The 26,524-nt window shown below is 62.3% G+C and carries 26 protein-coding genes and 1 tRNA gene; 2 read left to right on the top strand and 25 right to left on the bottom strand.

Features of this window, described 5'->3' with window-relative positions; genetic code table 11:
* Nucleotides 1–266: 266 nt before the first annotated feature.
* The 8 genes from AC1L34_RS03450 to AC1L34_RS03415 form a co-directional block, all read right to left on the bottom strand.
* A complete protein-coding gene (locus AC1L34_RS03450; protein ID WP_424295385.1) occupies nt 267–1,019 on the bottom strand; it encodes an amino acid ABC transporter ATP-binding protein in 753 nt (250 codons plus the stop codon).
* Between the two features lie 35 nt (nt 1,020–1,054).
* The gene (locus AC1L34_RS03445) at nt 1,055–1,993 is read right to left on the bottom strand and encodes an amino acid ABC transporter permease (protein ID WP_424295367.1); all 939 of its coding nucleotides are present in this window, start codon (nt 1,991–1,993) and stop codon (nt 1,055–1,057) included.
* A 4-nt stretch (nt 1,994–1,997) separates the two neighbouring features.
* A complete protein-coding gene (locus AC1L34_RS03440) occupies nt 1,998–2,900 on the bottom strand; it encodes an ABC transporter substrate-binding protein (RefSeq protein ID WP_424295369.1) in 903 nt (300 codons plus the stop codon).
* A gap of 172 nt (nt 2,901–3,072) precedes the next feature.
* Nucleotides 3,073–4,161 (bottom strand): isocitrate/isopropylmalate dehydrogenase family protein, encoded by a 1,089-nt coding sequence (locus AC1L34_RS03435; protein WP_424322320.1) that lies wholly within the window; start codon nt 4,159–4,161, stop codon nt 3,073–3,075.
* On the bottom strand, nt 4,158–4,712 hold the full coding sequence (locus AC1L34_RS03430) for an SPOR domain-containing protein (protein WP_424325088.1): 555 nt from the start codon (nt 4,710–4,712) through the stop codon (nt 4,158–4,160). Before AC1L34_RS03430 ends, AC1L34_RS03435 begins: the two co-directional genes overlap by 4 nt.
* Before the next feature lie 15 nt (nt 4,713–4,727).
* Entirely contained in the window at nt 4,728–7,421 is a 2,694-nt protein-coding gene (gene polA, locus AC1L34_RS03425) for a DNA polymerase I (RefSeq protein ID WP_424295387.1), read from the bottom strand.
* A 127-nt stretch (nt 7,422–7,548) separates the two neighbouring features.
* The gene (locus AC1L34_RS03420; RefSeq protein WP_424295374.1) at nt 7,549–8,148 is read right to left on the bottom strand and encodes an ANTAR domain-containing response regulator; all 600 of its coding nucleotides are present in this window, start codon (nt 8,146–8,148) and stop codon (nt 7,549–7,551) included.
* Between the two features lie 40 nt (nt 8,149–8,188).
* A tRNA-Leu gene (locus AC1L34_RS03415) sits at nt 8,189–8,270 on the bottom strand.
* 254 nt (nt 8,271–8,524) lie between these two features.
* On the opposite strand from AC1L34_RS03415, the gene AC1L34_RS03410 reads away from it, so the two are divergent.
* Together AC1L34_RS03410 and AC1L34_RS03405 are read left to right on the top strand one after the other, a co-directional pair.
* A complete protein-coding gene (locus AC1L34_RS03410; protein ID WP_480035300.1) occupies nt 8,525–10,519 on the top strand; it encodes a CocE/NonD family hydrolase in 1,995 nt (664 codons plus the stop codon).
* Nucleotides 10,516–11,256: a copper homeostasis protein CutC gene (locus AC1L34_RS03405; RefSeq protein WP_424295375.1), complete on the top strand. Its 741-nt coding sequence runs from the start codon at nt 10,516–10,518 to the stop codon at nt 11,254–11,256. The genes AC1L34_RS03410 and AC1L34_RS03405 overlap by 4 nt, the downstream gene beginning before the upstream one ends.
* Nucleotides 11,257–11,272: 16 nt before the next feature.
* On the opposite strand, the gene AC1L34_RS03400 is transcribed toward AC1L34_RS03405, so the two are convergent.
* The 17 genes from AC1L34_RS03400 to hisB all read right to left on the bottom strand — a co-directional run bounded on the left by AC1L34_RS03400 (nt 11,273) and on the right by hisB (nt 26,524).
* Nucleotides 11,273–11,764 carry a hypothetical protein gene (locus AC1L34_RS03400; RefSeq protein WP_424323999.1) on the bottom strand — a complete coding sequence of 164 codons (492 nt, stop codon included), beginning with the start codon at nt 11,762–11,764 and terminating at the stop codon, nt 11,273–11,275.
* 5 nt (nt 11,765–11,769) lie between these two features.
* Nucleotides 11,770–12,666 (bottom strand): acyl-CoA thioesterase, encoded by an 897-nt coding sequence (locus tag AC1L34_RS03395; protein ID WP_424295379.1) that lies wholly within the window; start codon nt 12,664–12,666, stop codon nt 11,770–11,772.
* A gap of 68 nt (nt 12,667–12,734) precedes the next feature.
* Nucleotides 12,735–14,168, bottom strand: coding sequence for a pyruvate kinase (pyk, locus tag AC1L34_RS03390; RefSeq protein WP_424295381.1), 1,434 nt, complete (start codon nt 14,166–14,168; stop codon nt 12,735–12,737).
* Nucleotides 14,169–14,210: 42 nt separating this feature from the next.
* A complete protein-coding gene (gene lgt, locus AC1L34_RS03385) occupies nt 14,211–16,190 on the bottom strand; it encodes a prolipoprotein diacylglyceryl transferase (protein WP_424325404.1) in 1,980 nt (659 codons plus the stop codon).
* 215 nt (nt 16,191–16,405) lie between these two features.
* Nucleotides 16,406–17,212 (bottom strand): tryptophan synthase subunit alpha, encoded by an 807-nt coding sequence (gene trpA, locus AC1L34_RS03380; RefSeq protein WP_424294427.1) that lies wholly within the window; start codon nt 17,210–17,212, stop codon nt 16,406–16,408.
* Entirely contained in the window at nt 17,209–18,552 is a 1,344-nt protein-coding gene (gene trpB / locus AC1L34_RS03375) for a tryptophan synthase subunit beta (RefSeq protein ID WP_424294426.1), read from the bottom strand. Before trpB ends, trpA begins: the two co-directional genes overlap by 4 nt.
* Nucleotides 18,553–18,654: 102 nt before the next feature.
* Nucleotides 18,655–19,473: an indole-3-glycerol phosphate synthase TrpC gene (trpC, locus tag AC1L34_RS03370; protein ID WP_424294425.1), complete on the bottom strand. Its 819-nt coding sequence runs from the start codon at nt 19,471–19,473 to the stop codon at nt 18,655–18,657.
* A gap of 128 nt (nt 19,474–19,601) precedes the next feature.
* On the bottom strand, nt 19,602–20,318 hold the full coding sequence (locus tag AC1L34_RS03365) for a TIGR02234 family membrane protein (protein WP_424322322.1): 717 nt from the start codon (nt 20,316–20,318) through the stop codon (nt 19,602–19,604).
* A 13-nt stretch (nt 20,319–20,331) separates the two neighbouring features.
* Entirely contained in the window at nt 20,332–21,897 is a 1,566-nt protein-coding gene (locus tag AC1L34_RS03360) for an anthranilate synthase component I (RefSeq protein WP_424294423.1), read from the bottom strand.
* Nucleotides 21,894–22,073 carry a tautomerase family protein gene (locus AC1L34_RS03355; RefSeq protein ID WP_424294422.1) on the bottom strand — a complete coding sequence of 60 codons (180 nt, stop codon included), beginning with the start codon at nt 22,071–22,073 and terminating at the stop codon, nt 21,894–21,896. Before AC1L34_RS03355 ends, AC1L34_RS03360 begins: the two co-directional genes overlap by 4 nt.
* A 4-nt stretch (nt 22,074–22,077) precedes the next feature.
* On the bottom strand, nt 22,078–22,479 hold the full coding sequence (gene hisI / locus AC1L34_RS03350; RefSeq protein ID WP_424294421.1) for a phosphoribosyl-AMP cyclohydrolase: 402 nt from the start codon (nt 22,477–22,479) through the stop codon (nt 22,078–22,080).
* 30 nt (nt 22,480–22,509) lie between these two features.
* Nucleotides 22,510–23,283 carry an imidazole glycerol phosphate synthase subunit HisF gene (hisF, locus tag AC1L34_RS03345; protein WP_424294420.1) on the bottom strand — a complete coding sequence of 258 codons (774 nt, stop codon included), beginning with the start codon at nt 23,281–23,283 and terminating at the stop codon, nt 22,510–22,512.
* Nucleotides 23,284–23,327: 44 nt separating this feature from the next.
* A complete protein-coding gene (locus tag AC1L34_RS03340) occupies nt 23,328–24,140 on the bottom strand; it encodes an inositol monophosphatase family protein (RefSeq protein ID WP_480035102.1) in 813 nt (270 codons plus the stop codon).
* Between the two features lie 8 nt (nt 24,141–24,148).
* Complete coding sequence (priA, locus tag AC1L34_RS03335) at nt 24,149–24,898, bottom strand: bifunctional 1-(5-phosphoribosyl)-5-((5-phosphoribosylamino)methylideneamino)imidazole-4-carboxamide isomerase/phosphoribosylanthranilate isomerase PriA (protein ID WP_424294418.1); 750 nt, start codon at nt 24,896–24,898, stop codon at nt 24,149–24,151.
* Nucleotides 24,898–25,221 (bottom strand): hypothetical protein, encoded by a 324-nt coding sequence (locus AC1L34_RS03330; protein WP_424294417.1) that lies wholly within the window; start codon nt 25,219–25,221, stop codon nt 24,898–24,900. Before AC1L34_RS03330 ends, priA begins: the two co-directional genes overlap by 1 nt.
* Nucleotide 25,222: 1 nt before the next feature.
* Nucleotides 25,223–25,870 carry an imidazole glycerol phosphate synthase subunit HisH gene (hisH, locus tag AC1L34_RS03325; RefSeq protein ID WP_424294416.1) on the bottom strand — a complete coding sequence of 216 codons (648 nt, stop codon included), beginning with the start codon at nt 25,868–25,870 and terminating at the stop codon, nt 25,223–25,225.
* On the bottom strand, nt 25,871–26,524 hold the full coding sequence (gene hisB, locus AC1L34_RS03320) for an imidazoleglycerol-phosphate dehydratase HisB (protein WP_424324002.1): 654 nt from the start codon (nt 26,522–26,524) through the stop codon (nt 25,871–25,873).

Here is a 26,524-nt window from a genome sequence, read left to right as displayed (position 1 = left end):
TGCGCGGGCTTTCAACAGGTGTAGTTGCCCAGGAGTCCGGTCCTCTGAGACCACGAATACGCCCGTCAGGAGGCGCGTCAACTCGCCAGCCTGAACTGCCCTCGATAAGCGGGACCTATCCACCCCAGCTTTGACGGCACGACGCGCGTGCAGAATTCCGTTGGCATCGAATGGCAAGCTTTCAATCTTCATGCCAGTTAGACGCAGCAACGCCCGGATTGGTTCAAAAGTCGACACGTCGGCGTGTCGCCGCGTGCCACGATCGCTTACAGCAGCTTCGACAGGAACTCTTGCGTTCGTGCTTCCTTCGGGTTGCTCAGCAAGTCGCGGGGGTCGCCACGTTCGACGACGACGCCGCCGTCCATGAAGACGAGTTGATCGGCGACTTCTCGAGCGAAGCCCATTTCGTGGGTGACAACGAGCATCGTCATGCCTTCGGAGGCGAGATTTCGCATGACCTCGAGGACATCACCGACAAGTTCGGGGTCCAGGGCCGACGTTGGCTCGTCGAAGAGCATCAGTTTTGGATCCATCGCCAACGCACGCGCGATCGCGACTCGCTGCTGCTGACCACCGGAGAGTTGCGCGGGGTAGGCATCCGCCTTTGCTCTCAGACCCACCTGGTCGAGAAGATCGAAGGCACGCTCAACGGCCTGCGCTTTCGACTTTCCGCCAACGAGAACTGGTGCCTCGGTGATGTTCTCAAGTGCCGTGCGATGCGGGAACAGGTTGAAGTGCTGAAACACCATGCCAATCTCGCGGCGTTGGCGGGCCGAATCGCGCGGGCTCATCTCGTACAGCTTGCCGTCACGCTCGCGGTAGCCGATCAACTCACCATCGACGACGAGACGGCCAGCGTTGACCTTCTCAAGATGGTTGACGCATCGCAGGAACGTCGACTTACCCGAGCCCGATGGCCCGATCAGGCAGGCGACCTCACCTCGCTGGACCTCGAGGGAGACACCTTTGAGGACCTCGAGAGCCCCAAAGTTTTTGCACACGCGGTCGGCGGAAACCATCGGCACCGCTTTGGTCCCGGCGTTCGAAGCGGCGGTCATTTACCTTCCTCCACGATCGTCGTATTCGCCGCAGCCAAGGCAGCTAGCTGCCCGTCGGTCAGCTGGCGCGAAGCACCCTTTTGATAGTGCTTCTCCAAGTAGTGCTGACCGACCATCAGGATCGAGGTGACCACCAAGTACCACGTGGAGGCCACCAGCAGCATCGGGATTGGCTGAAAGTTGACGCCCGAAATATCGCGCGAGCGACCGTAGAGTTCCAGGCTGAACGGCACGGCCGCCACCAAGCTAGTTGTCTTTAACATGCTGATCACTTCGTTGCCCGTCGGCGGGATGATCACACGCATAGCCTGCGGCAGCACGGTTCGACGCATTGTCTGCCACCACGACATACCCAGGGCTACCGACGCCTCCATCTGGCCCTCGCCTACCGAGCTGATGCCGGCACGCACAATCTCCGCCATGTACGCGGCCTCGTTCAGAGCCAAACCAATCACGGCGAGGACAAATACGTACTCGAGGCTGAGTTGCTGAATGTCGATCGTGAACGCTGTCGGCCCAAACGGGATACCAACATTCACCGTCTTGTAGATGGACCCGACGAGGCCCCACAGCACCAACTGGACGTAGATCGGCGTCCCGCGGAATACCCACAGGTATACCCACGCCGTTGAACTGAGGACTTTATTGGGTGACATCCGCATCACTGCCACGATGACGCCAAGCACCACACCGATGATCATCGCGAGCACAGTCAGCGCCAGCGTGTAGCCGACACCCGACAAGATTCGCTGTTCAAACAGGTAGTCCAAGTACGTGCCCCAGCGGAACGCGGAGTTGGTGGCGGCCCCGTAAATGAACAGGCCAGCCAGGGCCAGCACAATGACCGACGCCACCCACTGCCCGGGGTGCCGGAGTGGGATGGCCTTAATCGGCTGCTGGTCGTGCGGGGTGCCTACGGGTTCAGTGATCGTCATCGGTTCAGCCCTTCGCCCCGTTGATCGTCGACCGGGTAATCATTCCTGCTTCCACTCCCCAATGTTCGGCAATCTGCTGGTACTGGCCGTTGTCGATGAGGTATTGCAATGCCGCTTGAATCGCCTTCGCCAGCTGCGACCCCTTGGGCACCGGATACCCGTAGGGAGCGGCATCGTACAGCGGACCCACCTGGACCAATTGACCGTCGGTCTTCTTCACCGCGTACGCCGTAACTGGCGAGTCGGCTGAAAACGCGTCGACCTGCCCCAGTAGGAGTGCATTGACTACCTGGTCTTGCGTTTCGAACTTGACCTTGATGATCGGGTCCTTGCCCGCCTTGACGCACGCCGCACTCTTGGCAGGCACCTCGTCCGTGTCTTCGACCGTCGTGCTCTGTACGCCGACACGCAATCCGCAGGCATTGTCCGGGTCGACGTTGTCGCCCGATCGCTGCGCCCACTGGATGCCCGCGCTGAAGTAGTCGACGAAATCGACTTCCTTCTCCCGCTCCAGCGAATCGGTGAACGACGACATCCCGATATCGAAGGTGCCGCCCTGCATGGCCGGAATAATCTTGTCGAAGTCGGCCTCGTTATAGATGGCCTTGATACCGAGGACGCTAACGATGGCGTTCATCAGGTCGACGTCGAAGCCAATAATCTCGCCGTCGCGGTTCTTGAACTCATTCGGCTGATAGGGCGGATTAGTGCCGACTTGGAGGACCCCGGCCTCAGCAATCTTGGCTGGCAGCAATGCAGCGATCTCCGGCTGTTTCTCCACCTGCAGGGACAACGGTTGGGTGTCGAGCGCCGACTCGTCGACGACACACCCCGTCAACGACGGTAGTGCCACCAACCCGGCGACTACGCCCGCCAGCACGGTGGCCCGCAACGATCGCTTTCGCATCCATTACCCCTGAAGAGACTTTGATCCGGTTTGCTCGCTCCGATTCACCGGTTTGGCGAGTCAATTGAGTATGGCGGATTGGCGCCCGACAGTCGCAGAGAGGGCCGAGAGTGCGCAGAGAGGTCCGAGAGTGCGCAACGAGGGCCGACAGTGGTGGCAGCTGCGAACCGGTTCATGTCAGGTGAGCGACGACCGCAGCGCCAAAGTCGCGAGTCGATGCCTTGCCGCCCAGATCTGCGGTGACCGTTCCGTCCGCGAGTACGTGCGCGACCGCACCGTCAATCGCATCGGCGGCGGCTTCGGCCCGAGCATCACCGGAACGGCGACCGTGCCACCGCAACAGCATTGCGACCGACAAGATCATGGCCACCGGGTTGGCCGTCCCGGTCCCCGCGATTGTCGGTGCCGCCCCGTGCACGGCTTGAGCCATCGCCTGCGTGTGTGAGGCGTTGATCGACGGTGCCAACCCGAGCGACCCAGACAACTCGCCCGCCAAGTCGGAAAGGATGTCGCCGAACAGATTCTCGGTGACGATGACGTCGTACTCTGCGGGCCGACGGACCAACAGCGCAGCCATGGCGTCAACATGCTCGGTGTCGACCCGCACGTCTGGATAGTCCTTCGCCACTTCGAGGCACACGTCGCGGAAGAGTCCAGTCGTTAACGCGAGCACGTTCGCCTTGTGAACAATCGTGACATGACCGCGACGGCGACGAGCCGCGTCGAAGGCTTCTACCGCGATCCGCTGCGACGCGGCTCTCGTCACCACGCCGACCGCCATCGCGATATCGGGTGTTGGCATGAACTCGCCGCTGCCGATCGTCATGTTGCGGTCGGCGTAGAAGCCTTCGCTGTTTTCCCGAACAATCAGCACATCAATGTCGGGCGAAGTTGCCGCCACGCCTGAAAGTGCTTGGGCCGGTCGAAGGTTCGCGTAAAGACCGAATTGCTTGCGGAGCACCGCACCGGGCGGTGGCGTCTGCAGTTCCCGCGGATACGCCGCATTATCGTGCGGTCCGACAACCCACAGGTCGAACCGTTCGAGCGAGTCGAGGGTCGCCGCAGGAAGCGGAGTGCCGTCACTGTCGATCGCCGTCGCTCCATAGGCGAGTGGAACTGCGTCGACGGTCAGTCCGTGGGCCGCGAGCGCCGCTTTCGCAACGTCCATGGCCACCGGAACCACTTCCGGACCCACGCCATCGCCTTCGAGGACCGCGACCCGCAGCACATCGCTGTGATCATCGTTGTGCTTGCTGGTCACTGACCGCTCCTCACGTAGCAGGATCCTTCGGCAAACTTTGCACAGACTCGTTGGGCCTCGGCCTCGCTGGCTGTCGGCCTCACCACGACATACGCGGACGTTGAACCGACGCGTGAACCGGGCAAGATCACCGCACCGTCGTGGAGCGACGCTTCGGCCTGCGCATTGTCGTAGTTGTTGTACGCACCAAATTGGGCGTACCACGGACTCGATGGTGACTGAACCGGAGGCGTCGCCGCCGTTGCGGGGAGTGACGTCGGTGCCGTTGCGTGGGCGGTTGCCGTCGGCACGGGGGTGGCGTTCACGATACTTGTCACGACGGGCTGTTGAGCCGCAGCCGGTTCCGGTTCGCCGCCCGCATTGGTTTTCAGCAACCACAACAGCATTCCGGCCACACCAACGACCACCACACTGATGGCCGAAATCGCCACCACTAGCCAGTTGGCGGGTTTACCCGGCGGTCGTGGCGGCGGCGGGTACGAGGACAGTGGAAGCGGCTCTCCGTGCAGCGTCGAGTGCCGGTCAACATGTCCCCGATCGAAATCGTTCATGTGCACGGCTCACTTTCAGTGTGCGGCGTCGTCCCAACTGCGACCGTAGCCGACGGACACTTCCAGCGGCACCGACAATTCAATGGCACCGCCCATCTCTTCGCGAACCAGACTCTCTACGAAATCACGTTCGCCAGCAGCCACTTCGAGGACGAGCTCGTCGTGTACCTGAAGCAGCATCCGAGTCTGCAAGCCTTCCGACCGCAAACGCTTCTGCACGTTAATCATTGCGACCTTGATGATATCGGCGGCAGTGCCCTGAATCGGTGCGTTGAGCGCCATTCGCTCGGCCGACTGACGGCGCTGGAAGTTGTCGGAGTTCAGGTCGGGCAGGTAGCGGCGGCGGCCGAAAAGTGTTGCCGTGTACTCGTTTCGCCGCGCTTCTTCGACGACGTTGTGCAGGTAGTCGCGGACGCCGCCAAAGCGGTCGAAGTACGCTTCCATCTGCTGTTTGGCTTCCTCGCGACTGATTCCGAGCTGGGCCGCCAGGCCGAACGCCGACAATCCGTAGGCCAAACCGTATGACATCGCCTTCACTCGCGATCGCATCGTCGCGTCAACCTGGTCGACGGGTACCCCGAAGGCGCGGGAGCCAACGAAATTGTGGAGGTCCTCACCCGTGTTGAAGGCTTCGATGAGTCCGGCATCTTCCGACAGGTGCGCCATGATCCGCATTTCGATCTGCGAATAGTCCGCTGTCATCAGCGACTCGAACTCCGTGTTTCCCGCACCTCGGGCAACCGGTCCCGGCGCCACGACGAAGGCGTGACGAATCTGGCGGCCCGCCTCGGTACGCACCGGAATGTTCTGCAAGTTCGGGTCCGTGGACGACAGTCGCCCGGTAGCTGCGACCGTCTGATTGAACGTGGTGTGGATACGGACATCGTCGGCGATGGTCTTCTGCAGGCCTTCGACGGTGACGCGCAGTCGTGTCGCGTCACGGTGTTCTAGCAAGTGGCGCAGGAAGGGGTGCTCTGTTTTCTCGTACAGCGAGGTCAGCGCGTCCGCGTCGGTGGTGTACCCGGTTTTGGTCTTCTTGGTTTTCGGCATGTCGAGCTTGTCGAACAAGATGGCCTGCAGTTGCTTCGGCGAACCGAGATTCACTTGCTCACCGATGACCGCGTAGGCGGCTTCGGCGGCGTCGCGCACCCGCTGCGCAAACTCCGATTCCAGGGCATCGAGATGGTCGACGTCGACCGCGATGCCCGCGCCTTCCAACTCGGCGAGCTCGAAGGCGAGCGGAAGTTCCATGTCTTTGAGCAACGCCAACGAATCGATGCGCTCGAGTTCGGTATCGAGGGTGTCGGCGAGTTCGGCGACGGCCTGCGCGGACAGCATCAGCTGGTCTGCTGCGCGCTGCGTATCGGCATCGTCGTCGAGGAGCGACAGTTGTCCGTCGCCGCCTGCGGAGTCGTCGGCCTTCAGTTCCCGACGCAGGTAGCGCAACGCCAGGTCGTCGAGATTGAACGACCGCTGCCCCGGACGGACCAGGTACGCTGCCAGCGCGGTGTCGGACGTCACTCCCTTGAGGGTCCATCCACGGCCCCGGAAGGCATGCAGCGCCCACTTGACTTCGTGGATGGCCTTGGGCCGAGTGGCGTCGGCGAACCAATCGGCCAGTGCCGCATCATCTTCGACGGTCAGGATGGTGGGATCGATGAACGCTGCTTCGCCGTCGACGCCGGCAATCGCCAACGACTCGACGTCACTGCCAACTACCTGGCGCGGCGCCGAGATTGCCAGCCCACTCCGACCGGTACCGGTGTGCTCAGCCAACCAGTCAGCAACCGAACCGGGAGCAAGGCGCGTGCCGCGGAGGTCGAAGCCCGACTCGGCTTCCGGTTCCACCGAGGTGAGTGTCGAGAAAAGCCGATCGCGCAAAACTTTGAACTCGAGATCGTCGAACAGCCGATGAATGCGGTCACGGTCCCAACCGTGAAGTGCGAGATCTTCCGGGGCTGCCGGAAGCGTCATGTCACGAACCAACTCCGTGAGCCGCCGATTCATTATGACGCCGGCCAAGTTCTCGCGTAGCGAGTCTCCAACCTTGCCGCGAACTTCGTCGGCTCGGTTAACGAGTTCCTCGAACGAACCGTATTCGCGGATCCACTTGGCTGCGGTCTTCTCGCCGACCCCGGGAATACCGGGGAGATTGTCGCTGGGGTCGCCGCGCAGGGCGGCGAAGTCGGGGTACTGCGCGGGCGTGAGACCGTACTTCTTCTCGACTTCTTCCGGCGTGAAACGGGTGAGTTCGGAAACCCCACGCTTCGGGTAGAGCACGGTGATGTTGTCGTTGACCAATTGCAGCGCATCGCGGTCGCCAGTCACGACCAGCACTCGGTACCCCTCGGCATCGGCCTGAGTCGCGAGAGTGGCGATGATGTCGTCGGCTTCAAAACCTTCGATCGCCATGACGGGGATTCCCATCGCCTCAAGAACGTCTTTGGTGAGGTCGACCTGGCCGCGGAACTCGTCGGGTGACTTGCTGCGCTGCGCCTTGTACTCGGGGAACATCTCCGACCGAAAGGTCTGGCGGGAGACGTCGAATGCCGCGGCGATGTGGGTGGGTTCTTCATCGCGCAGAAGGTTGATCAGCATGGACGTAAAGCCGTAGACCGCGTTGGTTGACTGACCGGTGTTTGTCTTGAAGTTTTCTGCTGGCAGCGCGAAAAACGCGCGATAGGCCATGGAGTGGCCGTCGATCAGCATTAACGTCGGCCGACTGCCAGCCTTGCCTGATGTACCGGAACCGGATTTGGTCGTTGTCTGCGCTGCACTCACGCCCACGAGTCTAGGGCTTACCCCCGACAAGATTCGCGGGCGATCGACTTCGGTGTCAGTCCCCGAGAGTTTCGACGACGATCTCGGCGACCGCCTTCATGGTGGCGCGCTTGTCCATGGCGTTCCGCTGAATCCACCGGAAGGCTTCGGGCTCGTTCATTCCGCGCTTGTCCATGAGTAGGCCCTTGGCGCGATCGATCAGCTTGCGAGCCTCGAAACGGCCACTGATGTCTTCGATTTCGGCCTCAAGAACCTTGAGTTCCCGGTAGCGGCTCAACGCGACCTCGATGGCGGGAACCAGGTCGGCCTGAGTGAATGGTTTCACGAGATACGCCATGGCACCGGCGTCGCGGGCACGTTCAACAAACTCCCGCTGACTAAAAGCGGTAAGCATGACGACCGGGGCGATGCGCTTGCGGGCAATCTCGCTGGCGGCGTCGATGCCGTCGCGGACGGGCATTTTGACGTCCATGATCACCAGGTCGGGCTTCAGCGATTCGGCGAGATCGACGGCGACCTGACCGTTCGGCGCTTCGCCCACAACGTCGTAGCCTTCGTCGCGCAGCATCTCGATGAGATCGAGGCGGATCAGCGAATCATCTTCTGCGACAACCACTCGGCTCGCGCGTTGCGCTGGTTTGCCGGTGTCATTCATGGACTGAACTCCGATCGCGGTCGGCGACTGGTGCCGTGAGTGCCCCGGGCCGGACTTGAACCGGCACCTCGTTAGAGACCGCATTTTGAGTGCGGCGCGTCTGCCAATTTCGCCACCGGGGCCGGTGGTGGTGCGAGAGCAAGTGTACGCATATCCCCCGGGCTGCCTGCAAACCCACCCCCGAAAAACGCCTATCTCCGTTTTGGCTCTTCCATTTTCTCGCGACGTCACCCTATTGTTACCTGAGAGTCAGGTAACAGAGCGGCAATTTTGTGCCGCCCATCATCACGCCGGCTTGGTCCTTTGGGGAGGAACCACAGAAGTGAAGAAGTCGATGTTTCGTCGTGCATTTATTGTGCTGATCGCCGGTTTGACGATGGTGCCGCTAGCAGGCAGTCCACCGCTCGCGGGTCCGTCCGAGGCTGCGGTCTACGGCGCGATGGGCGCCAAGTGGACCCGCACCCACGATGGGAAGCAGAAGTACTCCGGCTACCAGGTGACGCCCGACGTACCAATCCGCATGTCGGACGGAACCCTGCTGCGCGGCAACCTGATTCGGCCCACCGATCGATCTGGAAAGCCCGTCAGCACCAAGCTTCCGACCATCGTCAACATGACGCCGTACACCAAGATGGTGTCGGCCCTGGCGTCCGAGGTGATGAACTATCCGGTCTTGGTGCCACAGCTGGTTAACCTGCTGAACGGCATCAACCTGCAGGGCACAGTGCTCTCCGGCTATAACGAGCTGGTCGGAGCACTGCGCGGCGGGCTCGTCCAAACCTTCGCCTACGACCCACAACTCATCAAGAGCGGCTACAACATGCTGGTGGTCGACGTCCGCGGCACCGGCTTCTCGCAGGGCACCTGGCAGGTCTTTGGTGACCGCGAACGTCGCGACACCGTCGAAGTGGTCGATTGGGCATCGAAGCAGCGATGGTCGAACGGCAAGACCGGCATGGCCGGTGTCTCTTACTCCGCGATCAACCAATTGCAGGCCGCGTCCGACGCGCCAGGCAAGTTGGGCGCGATCTTCCCCGTGGTCCCCGGTGCCGACCTGCTGCGCGACATCATCGCGCCCGGCGGCGGCGTCGGCTTTGGGTTCATTGCCCCGTGGTTGTCGCTGGTCAACGGTTCAAAGATGATCCCGAACGTGGCGTCCATGTTGAACGGCACCTTCGACTGGCGGTGGCTGGCCGACCGCGTGAAAGATCCACTCACCTACTTCGACGTGGTCCTTGAAGCACTCACCACCCGCGATGTCCGCGATATTCGTGGCACCACTCGAGCGCTCATCACTGACGATTCCGCACGTCGAAAGTCACTGTTCACCGACGTCAGCAAGGTCACCACGCCCACCTTCGCGATCGGCGGTTGGAACGATCTATTCACTAACTCCGAATCGCGCTTGCTCAGCGGCCTGAAGCAACTGTCCTCGGCGCAGAAGAAGCTGATCATGGATGACGGCTACCACATCACGTCGAGTTCCAACTTTGGTCAACCTGGGCATCCGCCGCGCATCGATGTGCTGGCACGTGCCTGGTACGACAAGTGGCTCAAGGGCATTGACAACGGCATCGATCGCTATTCGCCAGCCACGCTCGCCTCGGAACCCACCGGAAACTTCCTGCAGGGACCGACCTATCCACTGCCCGACTACAACTACCAGCGCCAGTACTTGCGCGGTACGCCGTCGCGGTCGGTCAACACTCCGGTGGCTGGAGACGGCTCATTGAGTTCGACGAAGCCTGCCGCCCGCGCGACGCGAGAGGTTAAGCCTGGCCTCTCGAGTTTGTGTGACCGGGACGCGGCTCAGGCCGCGGCCGGAATCACCATTCTGTTCGACTTCTGCGGACAAGACACCCGACTGTCGGAGACCGCTGCACAGACCTTTACCGGCAAGCCCGTCGGCACCCTCACCCGGATCAGCGGGACCCCGGTGGTCCACCTACGGCAGCGACTCAATGCCACGGACGGCTACTGGCATGCGACGGTCAACGTCGTTTCACCCGACGGTCGATCACGGATCGTCTCGATGGGCCAGCTGATGGTGTCGTTGCGCACCGTCGACAAAACCAAGAGCGGTTACGCGCCGAACGGTGACCTCACCGACCCGGTGCTATATCTCTCGCTCAATCACTACAACAAGGTCAAGCCCGGCCAAGTCCTCGACATTGACATTCCAATGTCGGCAACGCAGGCCGCGCTACGTCCGGGCGACCGCCTCCGGGTCGACATCTACTCGTTCAACTTCCCGAAGTCGGTTCCGCTTGGGCCCGAACTGTGGTCATCGCAATTGCGTCCGCAGTACATCGAGATTGACCCGGCCAACCCGAGTTGGGTCAACGTACCCCTGTCACGGCCTCTCAATTGAGCGTCGCCGTCGAGATCGCTGTCCAGGATGTGGCGGGCGCCGTCGTCGCTCGCGACGGCGGTGCCGACCGCGTCGAGTTGTGTACGGCGCTCGGTGCAACTGGTGGGCTGACCCCATCAGTTGGTCTGCTCAACGCGGTGTGCGCGGTGGGAATTGGTGTGCATGCCCTGATTCGGACTCGACCGGGCGGATTCGTGTACTCCGAAGCCGAAGTCGATGTTCTGGTGGCCGACGTCCGCGCAGCAGTACGTGCGGGTGCCAGCGGTGTAGTGGTCGGCGCACTGCGGTCAGACGGCTCGCTCGATGTCGAGGCCATGACCCGATTGGTTTCGGCAGCGAGGGAGGCTGAATCGTCAGGTCGCGCAGTCGATATCACCTTTCACCGGGCCTTAGACGCGGTGGCGGATCCGGTGGCAACCATCGGCGAACTCGGGAAACTCGGGGTCGATCGAGTCTTGACCTCCGGTGGCGCCTCGCGCGCCGGTGACGGGTTAGCGGTATTGGCTGCCCTCGTCGGTGCAGAAAGTGGCGTCACCGTGATGGCGGGAGGCGGCGTGGATCTCGCGTCTGTGCCAGCGTTACTCGCCGCCGGAGTCGACGCCATTCATCTGTCCGCCAAAGCCAACATTCCTGATCCCGGCAACACCGGGCCAGGCGGGGGTACCGCGAACACCTTGGAGGTGACCGACGCGGCGACCGTCGCCGGCATCGTGGCAGCAGTCAAGCGAGCCTCATGAATTGCCGCTGCCGCAGCTACAACAGCACTCCACGCCTGAGTTGGTCTTCCGAAACCAGGGTGCGGTAAGTATCGCCGATAGTCAGGGTGTACATGCCAGCGGAGCGAACGTCCTGAACTTCAAACTTCTGCAGGCAGATACCGCTCGGCAACGTCGTGGGGCGGCCCAGTGTGGTAGACCCGTACTTCTCACCGGTGCTGGCGTCGAGAATGCTCAACACTGCCCCGGGCCTGGCCGGACGACTCACGGATTCTTGTGGATCAGTGATGCATGAGACTTCGATCGCACCCGACGCATTGAAGTGACTCGCGGCGATAAGACCCAGGATGCTCGCAATGACACCGCCGGCGACCAGCACGACCGCCGCGAGAATGCTGCCGATGCGGATGCCGCTCTTCCAGCGGTGCTGCCAATTGCGGCGTGGCAACTGCGGTCCCTGCGGGAGAAAGAAGCGCAATTCCGGCGTCGGCGACACGTTGCTGTCGAGTTGATTCTCGGATGTGGTCATAGGCGTCAACTCCGAGGAGGGAAGTACTTAATCAGGGCTTCCTGCACCACCGATGTCGCGAGAGTGCCATCACGCTGAAAGAACCTTCCCGAACCGATACCTCGGGAGCCCGCCGCAACCGGGGATTCCGTCGCGTAAAGCATCCACTCATCAAAGCGGAATTCGCGGTGGAACCACATCGAATGGTTGACGGTCGCCGCGAACAACCGGTCAATCCCCCACGACAGTCCGTGGGTGGTGATGATGGAGTCGAGGACCGTCGTGTCAGACGAATAGGCCATCGTCGCGACATGCATCAACGGGTCGTCGGGCAGGGTGCCATGCGTCTTCATCCACGCGCGATTGTGGTTGAGTTGCTCGCCGGTCCCCTTCATCACCCACGTTGGATCGTTAGCAAATCGAATATCGACCGGATGCAATGCATTCACAAACGATTCGATCTTGTCTTCGTAGCCTTTGAAGTGTTCGGTGATCGGCGGAAGGTCTTCGGGGAAGGGAACTTCCGGAATTTCGACAGCATGCTCCAGGCCAGCCGAATTATCTTGGAAGGCAACGAGCATCGTGAAGACCACCTCACCGTCCTGCTTGGCGGTGACTTGCCTGTTGGCAAAAGCCCGACCATCGCGGTATCGGTCGACGTGGTACTCCAGAGGCTTGGTGACGTCGCCTCCGCGGACAAAGTGAGCGTTCAGCGCGTGGACCGGCGGGTTGCCTTTGACGAGCGTCCGGCCAGCAGCGACCACACCCTGCCCGAGCAGTTGCCCGCCAAAGGTGCGCGGCAGGACTTGGTCGGGGTGCTGGCCGACGAACAGGTTGTCGTCGACGCGTTCCACATCGAGCAGTTCGATGAGTTTCTGCAAGTCAGCAGAAGGTGCCGCTGCTTTCGGATCGCCAGTTGTCATGCCGTCCAGACTATGTCAGCGGTGCGGGGTAGCTCACGCCCGCACCGCTGATCTGTAGTCCAGGAAGGTCAGTGGTCCTGTTCACCGATGCGGTGGACGTGCACAAAGTTGGTTGAGCCGATCACCGAGGCGGGGGCACCGGCGATGATGACGACCGTGTCGCCCTTCTTGACCCGGCCATTGGCGGTGAGCACTTCGTCGACCTGATCGATCATCGAATCGGTGTGGTCCATGCGCGGGACAAAGTACGGTTCCACACCCCAGCTAACCGAAAGCTGCTTTTGCGTTGCCTCGGTCGCGGTGAAAGCCAACAGCGGGACGCGCGAATGTAGGCGGGCGACCCGGCGGACGGTATCGCCGGATTCGGTAAAGGCAATAATCGCTGCCGCACCGAGACGCTCGGCAATGTCGCGGCCCGCGTAGGTCACGACGCCACGACGGGTGCGCGGCATGTGCTTGAGCGGCGGAACCTCACGGGTGCTGGTTTCCACTGCTTCGACGATGCGACTCATGGTCCGGACAGTGTCGTGCGGGTACTTACCGACCGAGGTCTCACCCGACAGCATCACCGCGTCGGCACCGTCGAGCACCGCGTTGGCGACATCGGACGCTTCGGCGCGGGTCGGGCGTGAGTTTTCGATCATCGAATCGAGCATCTGCGTGGCGACAATGACTGGCTTGGCGTTCTCGCGGGCCATCTGGATGGCGCGCTTCTGGACCAGCGGAACTTCTTCGAGCGGCATCTCGACGCCGAGGTCGCCGCGGGCCACCATGATGGCGTCAAAGGCGAGTACCACGGCTTCGAGGTTGTCAATGGCTTCGGGCTTTTCCAGCTTCGCAACCACCGGCACGCGTCGGCCGACGCGATCCATCACTTCGTGGACGAGTTCAATGTCTGACGGGCTGCGGACAAACGACAGGGCGACGAGGTCGACACCGAGGCCCAATGCGAACTCCAGGTCCGCGATGTCCTTCTCTGACATCGCGGGAATCGAGATGTTCATCCCGGGCATCGACAGACCCTTGTTATTGCTGACCGTCCCGCCTTCGGTCACGATGCAGACAACATCGTTGCCTTCCACCCGGACGACCGTCAGACCGACCTTGCCGTCGTCGATCAGCAGGCGATCGCCGGCAACCGCGTCCTCTGCCAACTGCTTGTAGGTGGTGGAGACGCGGTCATGGTTGCCAATAATCTCGTCAACGGTGATGCGGACTTCTTCGCCGTCGGCCCAGTCGACAGCCCCGTTGGGTCGACCGTTGTCTTCGAACTTTCCGAGCCGAATCTTGGGGCCCTGCAGGTCGGCGAGAATGCCAACCGGCTTGCCGGTAGCGGCGCTAGCGGCACGAACAGCGTCGTAGACGCTCTGGTGGTCGGAGTGGGCACCGTGGCTGAAATTAAGCCGGGCAACATCCATACCGCACTCTACGAGTTCGGTAATCCGGTCGACGGTGTTGGTAGCGGGGCCCAGGGTGCAGACGATCTTGGTACGACGAGTCACCCTTTAAGGCTAGCCGCCCAACCGCACGGTGTCGCCTCAGCCCTAGTCGCCGCTGGGTGCGCCGTTGTGTGTAGCCTCCGGTTCGTCGGAATCGTCGGAATCGGGCTCGGCCCCCGAATCTTCGGGCTCGTCGACCACATTGTCCGATGCTCGGCGAATCTCGATGGCTCCGGCGGATCCGCCAGGATTCTGCTCGATGATCGTGATGCCGGACAGTTCCTCGTCGTCGGCGGGGACGATCGTGTAGCCGCGGTCGGAGATTGAGTCAGTGATCGACGGTTCCTTCCCCGGAATCACCCGATGCACGGGTTCCGGCGTTGGTTCTGCGGGCGGCTCGGCGGTCTCCGCCTCCGCTGCCTGTTCAGCGTCGACGGCGACAACCGCAACGTCCGGTTCGGGCTCGACGTCAGCTTCCGGCTCGAGCTCGGCCTCGACGTCCTGCTCGACTTCGGGTTCCGGCTCGAGTTCGGGTTCCGCCTCGACTTCGGGTTCCTGCTCGACGTCAGCTTCCGGCTCGAGTTCCGCCTCGACGTCCCGCTCGACTTCGGGTTCCGGCTCGGCTTCAGGTTCCGGTTCCGTCTCGACAACGCTCTCCGCTTCGGGCTCGGCGTCAGCTTCGGGCTCGAGTTCGGCGTCGGTGCCAGTTTCGGCGTCGGACCCAGTTTCGGTGTCCGACCCAATCTCTGTGTCCGACCCAGTCTCGGTGTCCGACCCAGTCTCGGTGTCCGACCCAGCATCGGTGTCCGACTCTGCATCTACGGCTTCAGGTTCGTCGTCAGCCAGTTCGGTCGCCAACAATTCCTCGTCCTCGACGACGCCCGTCTCAGCGTTATCCATTGGCTCGGTGACTGACTCGGGCTCGGCATCGGGTTCGATCACACCGTCATCGACGTTCTCATCTGCGGCGAAGAGTTCTTCGCTTGAGGTTGCTACCTCAAACTCAGGCTCAGCAGCGTCATCTGCGTTGCCATCGAACTCGATGTCTTCGATTTCCCTATTTTCGATATCGCTGTCTTCGAACTCGCTGGTTGGGGCAACCACCGTGCTTCCCGTGGCCGCCGCGTCGCTTGCTTCCCGGTCGAGGTCGTCGTCCGACATTTGCGGGGGTACGTAGCCGACGGCACCTTGCTCAGCGAGTTCCTCGGCACGATGCGGCCAGTACATGCTGAGGCCCTTTTCGCGGCCCCGCGGTGCCAACACCACGTACAGCGCGGCACCCAGGAACACGATCGCCGACGTGAACACGTTAATTCGGATTCCGAAGATGTGGGTCGCGAAGTCGTCGCGCATCAGTTCCACGCCGAAGCGCCCAATGCAGTAACCAGCAACGTACATGGCGAACAGTCGACCGTGACCGATACGGAAGTAGCGGTCGATCAGGACCAGCGCGATCACGATGAGGACATTCCAAATCGCTTCGTACAAGAACGTCGGGTGCACAATCGCGTACACATTGCCGGTGGAGACACCGTCTATCAACTTGTACGAGACAGCGCCGCTCGCATTTGTGCGGTCGAAGATTTCCAGACCCCAGGGTAGCGTCGTCGGACGGCCGAAGAGTTCCTGGTTGAAGTAGTTGCCGACGCGGCCAATGGCCTGCGCCAACAGGATTGCCGGGGCGAGGGCATCGCCAAAGGGCGGCAGTTTGATGCCCATGTTCCGGGCGCCAATCCAAGCACCGACCGCGCCGAGCGCCACCGCACCCCAGATACCTAGGCCACCGTCCCAGATCCGCAGTGCCCCGCCGATACCCTTGCCGTTGGGCCCGAAGTACACCTCCCAGTCGGTAAGGACGTGGTAGAGCCGCCCACCGATGAGGCCGAACGGCACCGCCCACAGGGCAACGTCAATAACCTCGCCCGGTTGCCCGCCACGCGCCTGCCAACGTCGGCTGCCCCACCAGACAGCAACAACAATTCCGACAATGATGCAGAGCGCGTAAGCGCGAATCGGTACATCTCCGATGTGCCATACACCCTGCGACGGGCTCGGGATGTACGCAAGGACGGTTCCGTCAATCACAGGTGCCACAGTATCGTGTGCCCGCGCCGACAACGGTGCCGACCTCTTCCGGTCCCGTCGAACCAGGCACGATTACCTCCCCCAGTCCCCCGAGTGGAGGTTTTCACTCACCTAGTTTCCCCTTTTGTGTCGCAACGACGCATGTCGCGGTCGCCGTTTCGTCACCGATCACGGCCTGCGGTGATGGAACGGCCGAATCGTGACAGAAAAGGGAATTAGGAGCGGGAGCGGCGGACGCCGGCGGCGAGGTCAGAGACGAGGTCGGCGACGGCTTTCTGGCCGTGGTCGGCGGCCGAGACAATGGCCGAACCGACGATGACACCGTCGGCGTACGCACTGATCTCTGCGGCCTGATCACCATCGCGGACGCCCAGTCCCACCCCAATCGGAATATCCGAGTACTCGCGGACCCTGGCGCACAGTTCCGGCGCAGCGTTCGACACACTGCTCCGCGCACCAGTCACACCCATCGTCGACGCGGCATACACAAAACCGCGGCACTCATCGACGGTCAGTGCGATGCGCTCCGGGGTCGACGACGGCGCCACCAAATAGATGCGGTCAATGTTGTGCGCGTCCGACGCCGCATGCCACTCGGCGCCTTCTTCCGGAATCAGGTTCGGCGTAATCATTCCCGCACCACCGGCCGCGGCCAGATCGCGAGCGAAAGCGTCAACGCCATACTGCAGAATAAGGTTCCAGTAACTCATGACCACCGGTTGTGCACCGGCCTTGGCAATCGCTTCGGCCGCGACCATCACATCGCGCACCCGGGTACCCCCGGCGAGTGCCTTCTCTGCGGCGCGCGCAATGGTCGGTCCGTCCATCACCGGGTCCGAGTACGGGATCCCGATTTCGACGATGTCGCAGCCAGCCTCAACCATGGTGCGGACCGTCGTCAAGGACGTCTCCAAGTCGGGATAGCCGACCGGGAAGTAGCCGATCAGTGCGGCGCGGTTCTCCGCACGGCACGCGGCGAAAGTATCGCCCAAACGAGAGGGCGGAGTGGTGTGGACGCTCACTTGGTCTCCCCCGATGCTGCAGAGTTGGTCGATGCGGACTGGGCCGCGAGGCTGGCCGCATATTCGGCCTCCGACGGCGGTTTCTGGAAGAGGTTGAACCAGTGGGCTGCCGTGTCGACATCTTTGTCGCCGCGCCCGGACAGGCAGACAACGATGATCGCGCCGTCGCCCATCTCGCGGCCCAACTTCAGCGCACCGGACAAGGCGTGTGCCGACTCAATGGCCGGAATGATGCCTTCCTTACGAGAGAGCAAGGCGAGGGCATCCATCGCCTCGGTGTCGGTGACGGGTCGGTACTCGGCGCGTCCGATATCCCGCAGGTGGGCATGCTCGGGGCCAACGCCGGGGTAGTCCAAACCGGCTGAGATGGAATGCGATTCGATGGTCTGACCATCTTCGTCTTGCAGCAGATACGAGTAGGCACCCTGGAACGCTCCGGGCGTACCACCGGCAAAAGTGGCTGCGTGCCTACCCGTTTCGACGCCGTCACCGCCGGCTTCAAAACCGACCATGCGCACGTCGCCGTCTTCGATGAACGGATGGAACATGCCGATCGCGTTAGAACCACCACCGACACATGCCGTGACCGCATCCGGCAGGCGCCCCACCTTCTCCAGCATCTGGACACGAGTTTCCATACCGATGATTCGCTGGAAGTCGCGGACCATCATCGGGAACGGGTGCGGCCCGGCTGCCGTACCGAAGCAGTAGTACGTCGTATCAGCGTTGGTCACCCAGTCGCGGAGTGCCTCGTTGATGGCATCCTTCAACGTTGCCGAACCCGTTTCAACGGCGACAACGGTGGCACCGAGCAACCGCATCCGGGCGACATTCAATGCTTGGCGCTCGGTGTCGACGCGTCCCATGTAGATGAGGCACTCCATGCCGAACAGTGCGCACGCTGTCGCGGTGGCGACGCCGTGCTGACCGGCACCGGTTTCGGCAATGATGCGCGTCTTGCCCATCGACTTCGCGAGGAGCGCCTGACCGAGCACATTGTTGATCTTGTGCGAACCGGTGTGATTGAGGTCTTCACGCTTCAAGAAGATGCGTGCACCACCGGCATCCTCGCGGAGTCGTTCGGCTTCGTACAGGGGCGAAGGCCGACCCGAGTAGTCCCGCTGCAACCGATCGAGTTCGTTCAGGAACTCACTGTCGGTGCGCAGTTTCTCGTAGGTGGAGGTGACCTCTTCGATCACTGCCATGAGTGCTTCGGGAACGTGCCGACCACCGAAATCACCCCAGTGTCCGAGCGCATCGGGTCCGATGGGATGAATATCGGCTACGCCGTCGCTCGCCTGCGGGAAACCGGCTGTTGCGGCTTTGGGATTGTCACTCACGCGTTCAGTATCCTCGTCGTTCGATCCGGGCAGCAACTCAATTTCCGGTTGCCCGAAGGACAACCGGAATGCTGAGAAGAGGGAGCTGCGAAGTGGGTTTAGTTAGCGGGACGGCTTCGGGCACGACGGATGCGAGCCCGCAGTTACCAGGTCCGCGACAGCCAGCCGCGGGTCCCCGCTGGTAACGACGCCCTCGCCAACCAGGATGGCGTCGGCACCGGCACCGGCATAGGCGAGGAGATCGGCAGGGCCACGAACCCCGGACTCGGCAACCTTAATCACACTCGACGGCAGTCCCGGCGCGATCCGTGCGAAAGCATCGCGATCGACCTCAAGAGTCTTCAGGTTACGGGCATTAACGCCCACCACCTTGGCACCGGCTTCCAGCGCCCGGTCGGCCTCTTCCTCCGTGTGGACTTCCACGAGGGCAGTCATGCCCAACGACTCGGTGCGATCGAGCAACGAGGCCAACACCGGCTGTTCCAGCGCCGCGACGATCAGCAAGATAACGTCCGCGCCGTGCGCCCGTGCCTCATGAATTTGGTACGGCCCGACGATGAAGTCTTTCCGAAGAATCGGAATGTTGATGGCCGCACGGACCGCATCCAAGTCCGCGAGCGAGCCGCCGAATCGGCGTTCCTCAGTCAAGACACTGACGATGCGGGCACCGCCATCCTCGTAGGCCTTGGCCAGTTCGGCGGGATCGGGAATGTTCGCGAGCTGACCCTTCGACGGGCTCGACCGCTTAACCTCGGCGATGACGGCGATATCGGACTGGCTGAGTGCGGCCATCGCATTGCGCGGTGCCGGTGCGGCTGCGGCTGCCTGCTTTACGGCGGAGAGATCGAGGATCGCTTCGCGCGCGGCGACGTCAGCCTTGACTCCCTCGATGATCGAATCGAGCACTGACTGATTGGTCACGGCAATCGGCCCCTTTCCTTACGTGCCTTCAAGAGTAAGCATCGCGGCCCACAACAGGGAGGCCGGGGTCACTTCCGGTACGCACGGTGCAGGTGATATCGGACTCAAACGTGACTCGTCAACGCCAACTACTTGGCCGACCCGGGCTCGTCATCGATGCCATCGTCCGTCGGATCAAGACCCTCGTCGAGCGAATCCCACATGATTCGCTCACTCGGGGCCGCCTGGTCTGCGGCAGCAGCACGGTCGCGCGCCGCGAAAACCTGACGTTCGAGTTCTTCCCGGCGGGCCGCCGGCGACGAGTACTTCGACGACATCGCGTCCTTGCGTGCCGTACGCGCCATCGCGATGGCACCGACGATCGCGCAGATCGCCGACGCGATAACGAGATAGCCCGGCGTGGACTCGATCGGGATGCCGAAGAACGCGGCCCGAGCGGGCACGTCGACCATCTTGGTAATGAAGAGATTGTCCTGGCCCTCAGTCAGCAGCGAAATCGCCGGGAACAGGGCCAAGACACCGCCAAGGGCAACCAGGATCGCCACGATTCGCAAGGCCCAACCACGGACCGCGAACTGTGCAATAACCGCGGCAACCATCGCCAACGCCACCGGCACCAGCCACGGACTCCAATCCGATCCGCGCACGGGAATGTCGACACCGGGACCGAGATCAGGCTTCACCAAGATAGTCGCCCACGTCATTCGCGAGGCCGCCCACAATCCCAGTGCCGCCAGCAAAATCAGCAGTGACGCGATCAACTGCAGACGGCGGTTCTTCGACTTTGCCGCTGCTTCCTCCGCAGCGGCCAATTCGGTCGCAGTCGCCGGTTGTGAATCGCTCATTTTCGTTTCCTACCTATTCCTGAGGGTCCGCAGCGCTGGCACCCGCAACGGTCTCCATCGTTCCGGCAGCAGCGACTGCGGCCAGTACCGCCGAGGCCTTATTCGTGGCTTCGTTGAACTCATACTCGGCGTCGCTATCGGCGACCACGCCTCCACCGGCCTGCACATACGCGGTGCTGCCCGACATCAGGGCAGTCCGAATAGCGATCGCGGTGTCAGCGTTGCCCGCGAAATCGAGGTAGCCGACGACGCCGCCGTACAGTCCGCGACGCGTGATCTCGTTAGCTTCGATCAACTCCATCGCCCGCACCTTCGGCGCGCCCGTCAGAGTTCCCGCCGGGAAGCACGCGGTCACCGCGTCGAGTGCACCGCGATCATCCTGCAAAGTCCCCGAAACCGTCGACACCAGATGCATCACGTGGCTGTAGCGCTCAACACGGCGATAGTCGTTCACCCGAACCGTGCCCGGCTCACAGACGCGACCGAGGTCGTTTCGTCCAAGGTCAACGAGCATCAGGTGCTCGGAATTCTCTTTCTCGTCCTCCAACAACCCCTTGGCAAGCAAGCGGTCTTCCTCGTCGGTTGCCCCGCGCCACCGAGTACCCGCGATCGGGTGGGTGGTCGCGACCCGGTCGGTCACGGTAACGAGGGCTTCCGGTGACGAGCCAACGATCGAGAACGAATCCCGGCCAATTCCCGGCATCTGCAGAAAATACATGTACGGACTCGGATTTGACGCCCGCAGAACCCGGTACACATCGAGCGGATCGGCGACCGTATCGATTTCGAAACGCATCGACGGCACCACCTGGAAGGCCTCACCGGCCTCGATCTCACCGACCAAGCCTGCGACAATCTCGCGGTAGTCATCGAGTGAACGCTGCGACCGATAGTCCGGCGTGGGCCGATCAAAAGTCGAAACAGTCGACGGATCCGGTGCCGCCAGCGCCGCAGTCATCGCATCCAGACGGGCGACCGCATCGTTGTAGGCCACCTCGGCATTGGCGTCGCTACCATCCCAGTTGACAGCGTTGGCGATCAGCGTGATGGTGCCCTCGTGGTGGTCGAAAGCCGCGAGATCGGCAACCAACAGCCAAAACATATCCGGCAGGCCAAGGTCGTCGATAGTGGTCTCCGGCAGACGTTCCAGACGGCGCACAAAATCGTAGGCCATAAAACCAACAAACCCGCCCGTCAACGGCGGCATGTCGGCGAGAGGCTCGGTATGCAGGAGTCGCAATGATTCAGCGAGCGCCTGAACCGGATCCCCGCCAACCGGTGCACCAGCCGGAGCGTCGCCCCACCAATGCGCTTCGTCGTCCACCACGGTCAGCGCAGACCGGGTACCCGCGCCGATAAACGACCACCGCGACCACGACTCACCATTCGGCGCCGACTCCAGCAAGAACGTTCCATCGCGCAGAGTCAACGTCCCCCCGTCGCTTCGCTCGCCCGCTAACTTCCGATAAGCCGACAGCGGCGTCTCCGAATCGGCGAGCACCGTCCGCGTCACCGGAACTACCCGATGATCGACAGCCAAGTCGAGGAAAGTTTCGAGCGACGTTGTTCCGGCGGTCATCCGATCGGCTCCCCGCCCACACCCCAATGTTGGCCGGGGACTTCAGTAATCGTCACCCACACCGAATCCGGGTTCTTACCCGTCGCCTTGGCGTAGGCCTCGGTCACAGCGGCGATCGTCTCGCGCTTCACCCGATCCGACAATCCCGGCGTCTGAGAAATCTGAATCAGCGGCATCGGCTCACCGTCCCTCTTGGTTAAAAACAGCAGCATTGAGATCGGGCGCATCGACGGGCCCCGCATCCTGGAACCTCAGCGGCACCGTGTCGAAACAACTGTGATTACCGGTGTGGCAAGCCGCGCCCACCTGGTCGACCGTCAACAACACGGTGTCACCGTCGCAATCGACGCGGATGTCGTGCACGTACTGCGTGTGCCCAGAAGTCTCGCCCTTAACCCAATACGACTGCCGCGACCGCGAAAAATAGGTGGCCTGGCGGGTAGCAAGGGTGCGCTCAAGCGCTTCATCGTCCATCCACGCCATCATCAGCACGATGCCGGTGGACCGTTCCTGCGCGATCGCCGCAAACAGTCCGTCATCATTACGTTTCAGCGAAGCGGCTAACTCTGCTGGCAGAGCCATGGGTTTCCTCTTTCCTGCGTGAAGGGTGCGTCAGCGGACGATGATGTGATCGGCGGCCATCGCCGCTTTCACCTCGCCGATAGTCATATCGCCAAAGTGGAACACCGACGCAGCCAGAACCGCATCGGCACCGGCGTGCACCGCGGGGGCAAAGTCGGAGACCTTGCCTGCGCCGCCGCTGGCGATCACCGGGATGGTGACGGCCGCTCGGACCGCCTCAATCATTCTCAAGTCGAAACCGGCCTTGGTGCCGTCGGCGTCCATTGAGTTCAGCAGGATCTCCCCCACACCCAACTCTTGTCCACGCAGCGCCCATTCCACGGCATCAATGCCGGTACTGCGACGACCGCCGTGAGTGGTGACCTCCCAGCCCGACGGTGTTGCCGCGTTACCTTCCGGAACGGTCCGCGCATCGACCGAAAGGACGATGCACTGCGAGCCGAACCGCCCGCTCATTTCCGAAAGGACTTCCGGACGGGCAATCGCAGCCGTGTTGACGCTGACTTTGTCGGCACCGGCACGCAACATCACATCGACATCATCGACGGTACGAATACCACCGCCGACCGTCAACGGGATAAAAATAGCGTCGGCGGTGCGCCGGACCACGTCGAGCATGGTGCCGCGGCCGGAACTGGAAGCCGTGACATCCAGGAAAGTCAGTTCGTCGGCACCTTCGGCGTCATAGCGGGCCGCGAGTTCCACCGGGTCTCCGGCGTCGCGGAGATTCTCAAAATTGACACCTTTAACCACCCGGCCGTCGTCGACGTCCAGGCACGGGATGACGCGAACTGCCACGGTCACGGGTGGGGCTCCTTGTTTGAATTAATGCTGAAATGAAAAATTGGTCAGTCACCGAGTCCGGGCATGGCTTCGGCGACCACACTGAGCAATTCTCCATGAAGGAGACGATTGCCGGTTACCAGCGACTTGGAATGCACGGTCCACGGGTTGCCTGCGAGGTCGGTCGCCAGCCCGCCCGCAGCACGGACGAGCGCGGCACCTGCAGCGTTGTCCCACGCCTTAGTGCTGAACGAGACCGCGCCACCAAAGACGCCAGCTGCCACATAAGCGACGTCAATGCCGTTAGACCCCGTCATCCGGAGTCGGCCAGCTCGGTAGCTCAAACGCCGCTGCAATTCGGCCCGCGCCGCGCCCGGATAGCGTCCGCCAGCTTTCGCGTTGAACGCGCCGAAACCGATGACGGCCGTTTGTAGCGGACTGTCGGGCACCGGTGGGATCGCCACACCGTTCACTAGCAGCGGCCCGCCGACGTGCCCGGCATAGGACTGCCCGAACAACGGAATTCTGGTGAGACCGAGGACCGGCTCCCCGTCGACGGTCAAAGCCAACAGCATGGCCGCCATCGGCATGCCGACCGAATAGTTGAAGGTGCCGTCGATCGGGTCCAAAATCCACATGGTCCCTTTGTCCGGTGCCGATCCACCAAACTCTTCACCGTGCACCTCAATGCCGGTCCGCCGCTCCAACAGGTTGCCGATTCGATTCTCGAGCGCCAAGTCAACATCGGTCGCAAAATCTCCGACGCCCTTGATGTGGGTGCCAGGTGATCCCAAACCGTCAACGAACACACCGGTCACCTCATCAAGGACTGCTTCGGCAATCCCCATCAGCGCCGGCAGGTCGAGGCGATCGATCATCGAAGTGCTCACCGGGTACTGGCAGCTGCCACCGCGTCGAGTGCTTCTGGCAATGTGAAACGACCTGCGTAGAGGGCTTTACCGATAATGGCGCCCTCTACCCCGAGCCCGGTCAGTTCAGCGATCGCGAGGAGATCGTCAACCTTCGAGATGCCGCCCGACGCCACGACGGGCGAATCAGTGGCGCGAGCGACCTGCTCAAGGAGTTCCAGATTGGGTCCGGTCAGGGTGCCGTCCTTGCTGACGTCGGTCACCACGTAGCGAGCGCAACCGTCGTTATTGAGGCGCTCAAGGGTCTCCCACAGGTCGCCACCCTCGGTGACCCAGCCTCGCCCACGGACGGTGTAGGAATCGCCATCGCTGGTTACATCGAGTCCCACGGCAATCTTGTCGCCGTATTCGGCGATCGCCCGGGCACACCACTCGGGGTTCTCAATCGCTGCAGTCCCCAAATTGACGCGGGTACACCCCGTCGCGAGCGCCGCCTTCAGCGAGGCATCGTCGCGGATACCGCCGGACAACTCGACGTTGACCTCAACCTCGGCAGCTACCTGCGCGAGGAGTTCGCGGTTGTCACCGCGACCGAAGGCCGCGTCTAAGTCGACCAGGTGCAGCCACTGCGCGCCGTCACGCTGCCAGGCCAACGCCGCATCGCGCGGCGAACCGTAAGACGTTTCCGATCCGGCTTCGCCCTTCACCAGGCGCACCGCCTGGCCGTCGACCACGTCGACAGCCGGGAGCAATTCCAGAATGCCCATCAGTTCTGCTTCTCTTCTCTTCTGTTAACCGACGCGTCGGCACGACTGTGCTCAGTTGCCAGTTCCGCTCGTCGGCGGTCGATTTCGTGTTGAATTCCGGCCGTCATTTTCCGTGAGACGAGGGCAATAACGGCCACCATCAAGACGATGGCCATGATCGCCACGCACAGTGCCGCTATCGGGTACGGCCGGGCGAGCGCCACGATGATGGGAATCATTACCGCTAGCGTGAGGGTCCCGGCGCCCAGCGCGTAGAACACCAACTTCGCGATGGAGAACTTTTCGGGCGAGAACTGTTTGGGCTCGCTGCTCTTCGCGCTCACGTTAGGCGAGCCCCTTCATCCAGTTCCGCAGCAATTCGGCTCCCACGTCGCCCGACTTTTCCGGATGAAATTGGGTCGCCGACAGTGGCCCGTTCTCGACGGCAGCCAGGAATCGGCCGCCGTGCTCGGACCACGTCAGCTGTGGCGCGGTCAGCGGCGAACCTTCCGAGTCCATCCCCCACTCCTGCACCGCGTACGAGTGCACAAAATAGAAGCGAGCATCGTCGTCGATCCCGGCGAAGAGTTTGGTGTCTGCCGGCGCCTCCACGGTGTTCCACCCCATGTGAGGCAAAACGGGCGCGTCGAGTCTGGTCACTGCACCGGGCCACTCGTCACAGCCAGGTGTGTCGACACCGCCTTCGACACCGTGGGAGAACAGGATCTGCATCCCGACGCAGATGCCAAGCACCGGACGGCCACCGGCCAGTCGACGGCCAATGATGCGGTCACCGCGCACGGCCTTCAGCCCAGCCATGCAGGCGGCGTAGGCCCCAACTCCGGGAACCAGCAGTCCGTCAGCGTTCAGGGCCGTCTCAAAGTCAGAGGTGATCTCGACGTCGGCACCGGCCCGTTCCAATGCGCGCTGCGCCGATCGCAAATTACCCGACCCGTAGTCGAGCAGCGCGACGCTCTTGTTTCCAGCGCCCATCTACAGGGCACCCTTCGTCGAGGGGATACCACTGACGCGAGGATCAGGTTCAACGGCCTCACGCAGCGCACGGGCCACCGCCTTGAACTCGGCTTCCGTGATGTGGTGCTGGTCGCGGCCATACAGGACACGGACGTGCAGGGCGATCCGCGCATTAAGCGCGATCGATTCGAATACGTGCTTGTTCAAGACCGTCGCGTACGAGACGACCGGCTTGTCGCCGCCCGAGTAGCCGCCGATGACCGCGGTGAGCAGATGATCGGGTTCGCCCGAGTGCACACAATACGGGCGGCCCGACACGTCGACGATGGCCTGCGCGAGGGTTTCGTCCATCGGGATCCATGCGTCACCGAAACGTCGAATACCCTTCTTATCGCCGAGCGCCTCACCGATCGCCTGTCCCAGCACGATGCACGTGTCCTCAACGGTGTGGTGCGCTTCGATGTCGATGTCGCCTTTGGCGTGAACCGTCAGATCGAAACTGCCGTGCGCGCCGAACGCCGTCAACATGTGGTCGAAGAACGGAACCGAGGTGTCGATGTCGGTCTTGCCGGTGCCATCGAGGTTGATCTCGACGGTAATCGACGATTCCCGAGTGGTTCGCTCGACGCGCGCAATGCGCGGGTTTCCGCTGGTGGGCTGGGCTGTGGTCAC

It is taken from the genome of Gordonia sp. 34D, from assembly GCF_056682775.1.
The sequence above is the reverse complement of the archived record's forward strand: the minus strand, read 5'-3'. Positions and strand labels throughout refer to the sequence as shown.

Bases quoted from the DNA above. Each gene is read 5' to 3' on its own strand.
- priA (WP_424294418.1), bottom strand. From the start codon at position 24,898: ATGGGCATTCTGGAATTGCTCCCGGCTGTCGACGTGGTCGACGGCCAG.
- hisI (WP_424294421.1), bottom strand. From the start codon at position 22,479: ATGGCTCTGCCAGCAGAGTTAGCCGCTTCGCTGAAACGTAATGATGAC.
- AC1L34_RS03450 (WP_424295385.1), bottom strand. From the start codon at position 1,019: ATGGTTTCCGCCGACCGCGTGTGCAAAAACTTTGGGGCTCTCGAGGTC.
- hisH (WP_424294416.1), bottom strand. From the start codon at position 25,870: ATGGGCGCTGGAAACAAGAGCGTCGCGCTGCTCGACTACGGGTCGGGT.
- AC1L34_RS03420 (WP_424295374.1), bottom strand. From the start codon at position 8,148: ATGAATGACACCGGCAAACCAGCGCAACGCGCGAGCCGAGTGGTTGTC.
- AC1L34_RS03395 (WP_424295379.1), bottom strand. From the start codon at position 12,666: ATGACAACTGGCGATCCGAAAGCAGCGGCACCTTCTGCTGACTTGCAG.
- AC1L34_RS03400 (WP_424323999.1), bottom strand. From the start codon at position 11,764: ATGACCACATCCGAGAATCAACTCGACAGCAACGTGTCGCCGACGCCG.
- AC1L34_RS03360 (WP_424294423.1), bottom strand. From the start codon at position 21,897: ATGACCGCCGGAACAACGTCGCTCGAAACTTTCCTCGACTTGGCTGTC.
- AC1L34_RS03440 (WP_424295369.1), bottom strand. From the start codon at position 2,900: ATGCGAAAGCGATCGTTGCGGGCCACCGTGCTGGCGGGCGTAGTCGCC.
- AC1L34_RS03355 (WP_424294422.1), bottom strand. From the start codon at position 22,073: ATGCCGCTGATTCAGATTTCTCAGACGCCGGGATTGTCGGATCGGGTG.
- AC1L34_RS03365 (WP_424322322.1), bottom strand. From the start codon at position 20,318: ATGAGCGATTCACAACCGGCGACTGCGACCGAATTGGCCGCTGCGGAG.
- polA (WP_424295387.1), bottom strand. From the start codon at position 7,421: ATGCTGATCGACGGCCACTCCATGGCCTATCGCGCGTTTTTCGCGCTG.
- AC1L34_RS03340 (WP_480035102.1), bottom strand. From the start codon at position 24,140: ATGATCGATCGCCTCGACCTGCCGGCGCTGATGGGGATTGCCGAAGCA.
- AC1L34_RS03445 (WP_424295367.1), bottom strand. From the start codon at position 1,993: ATGACGATCACTGAACCCGTAGGCACCCCGCACGACCAGCAGCCGATT.
- AC1L34_RS03430 (WP_424325088.1), bottom strand. From the start codon at position 4,712: ATGAACGATTTCGATCGGGGACATGTTGACCGGCACTCGACGCTGCAC.
- AC1L34_RS03410 (WP_480035300.1), top strand. From the start codon at position 8,525: ATGGTGCCGCTAGCAGGCAGTCCACCGCTCGCGGGTCCGTCCGAGGCT.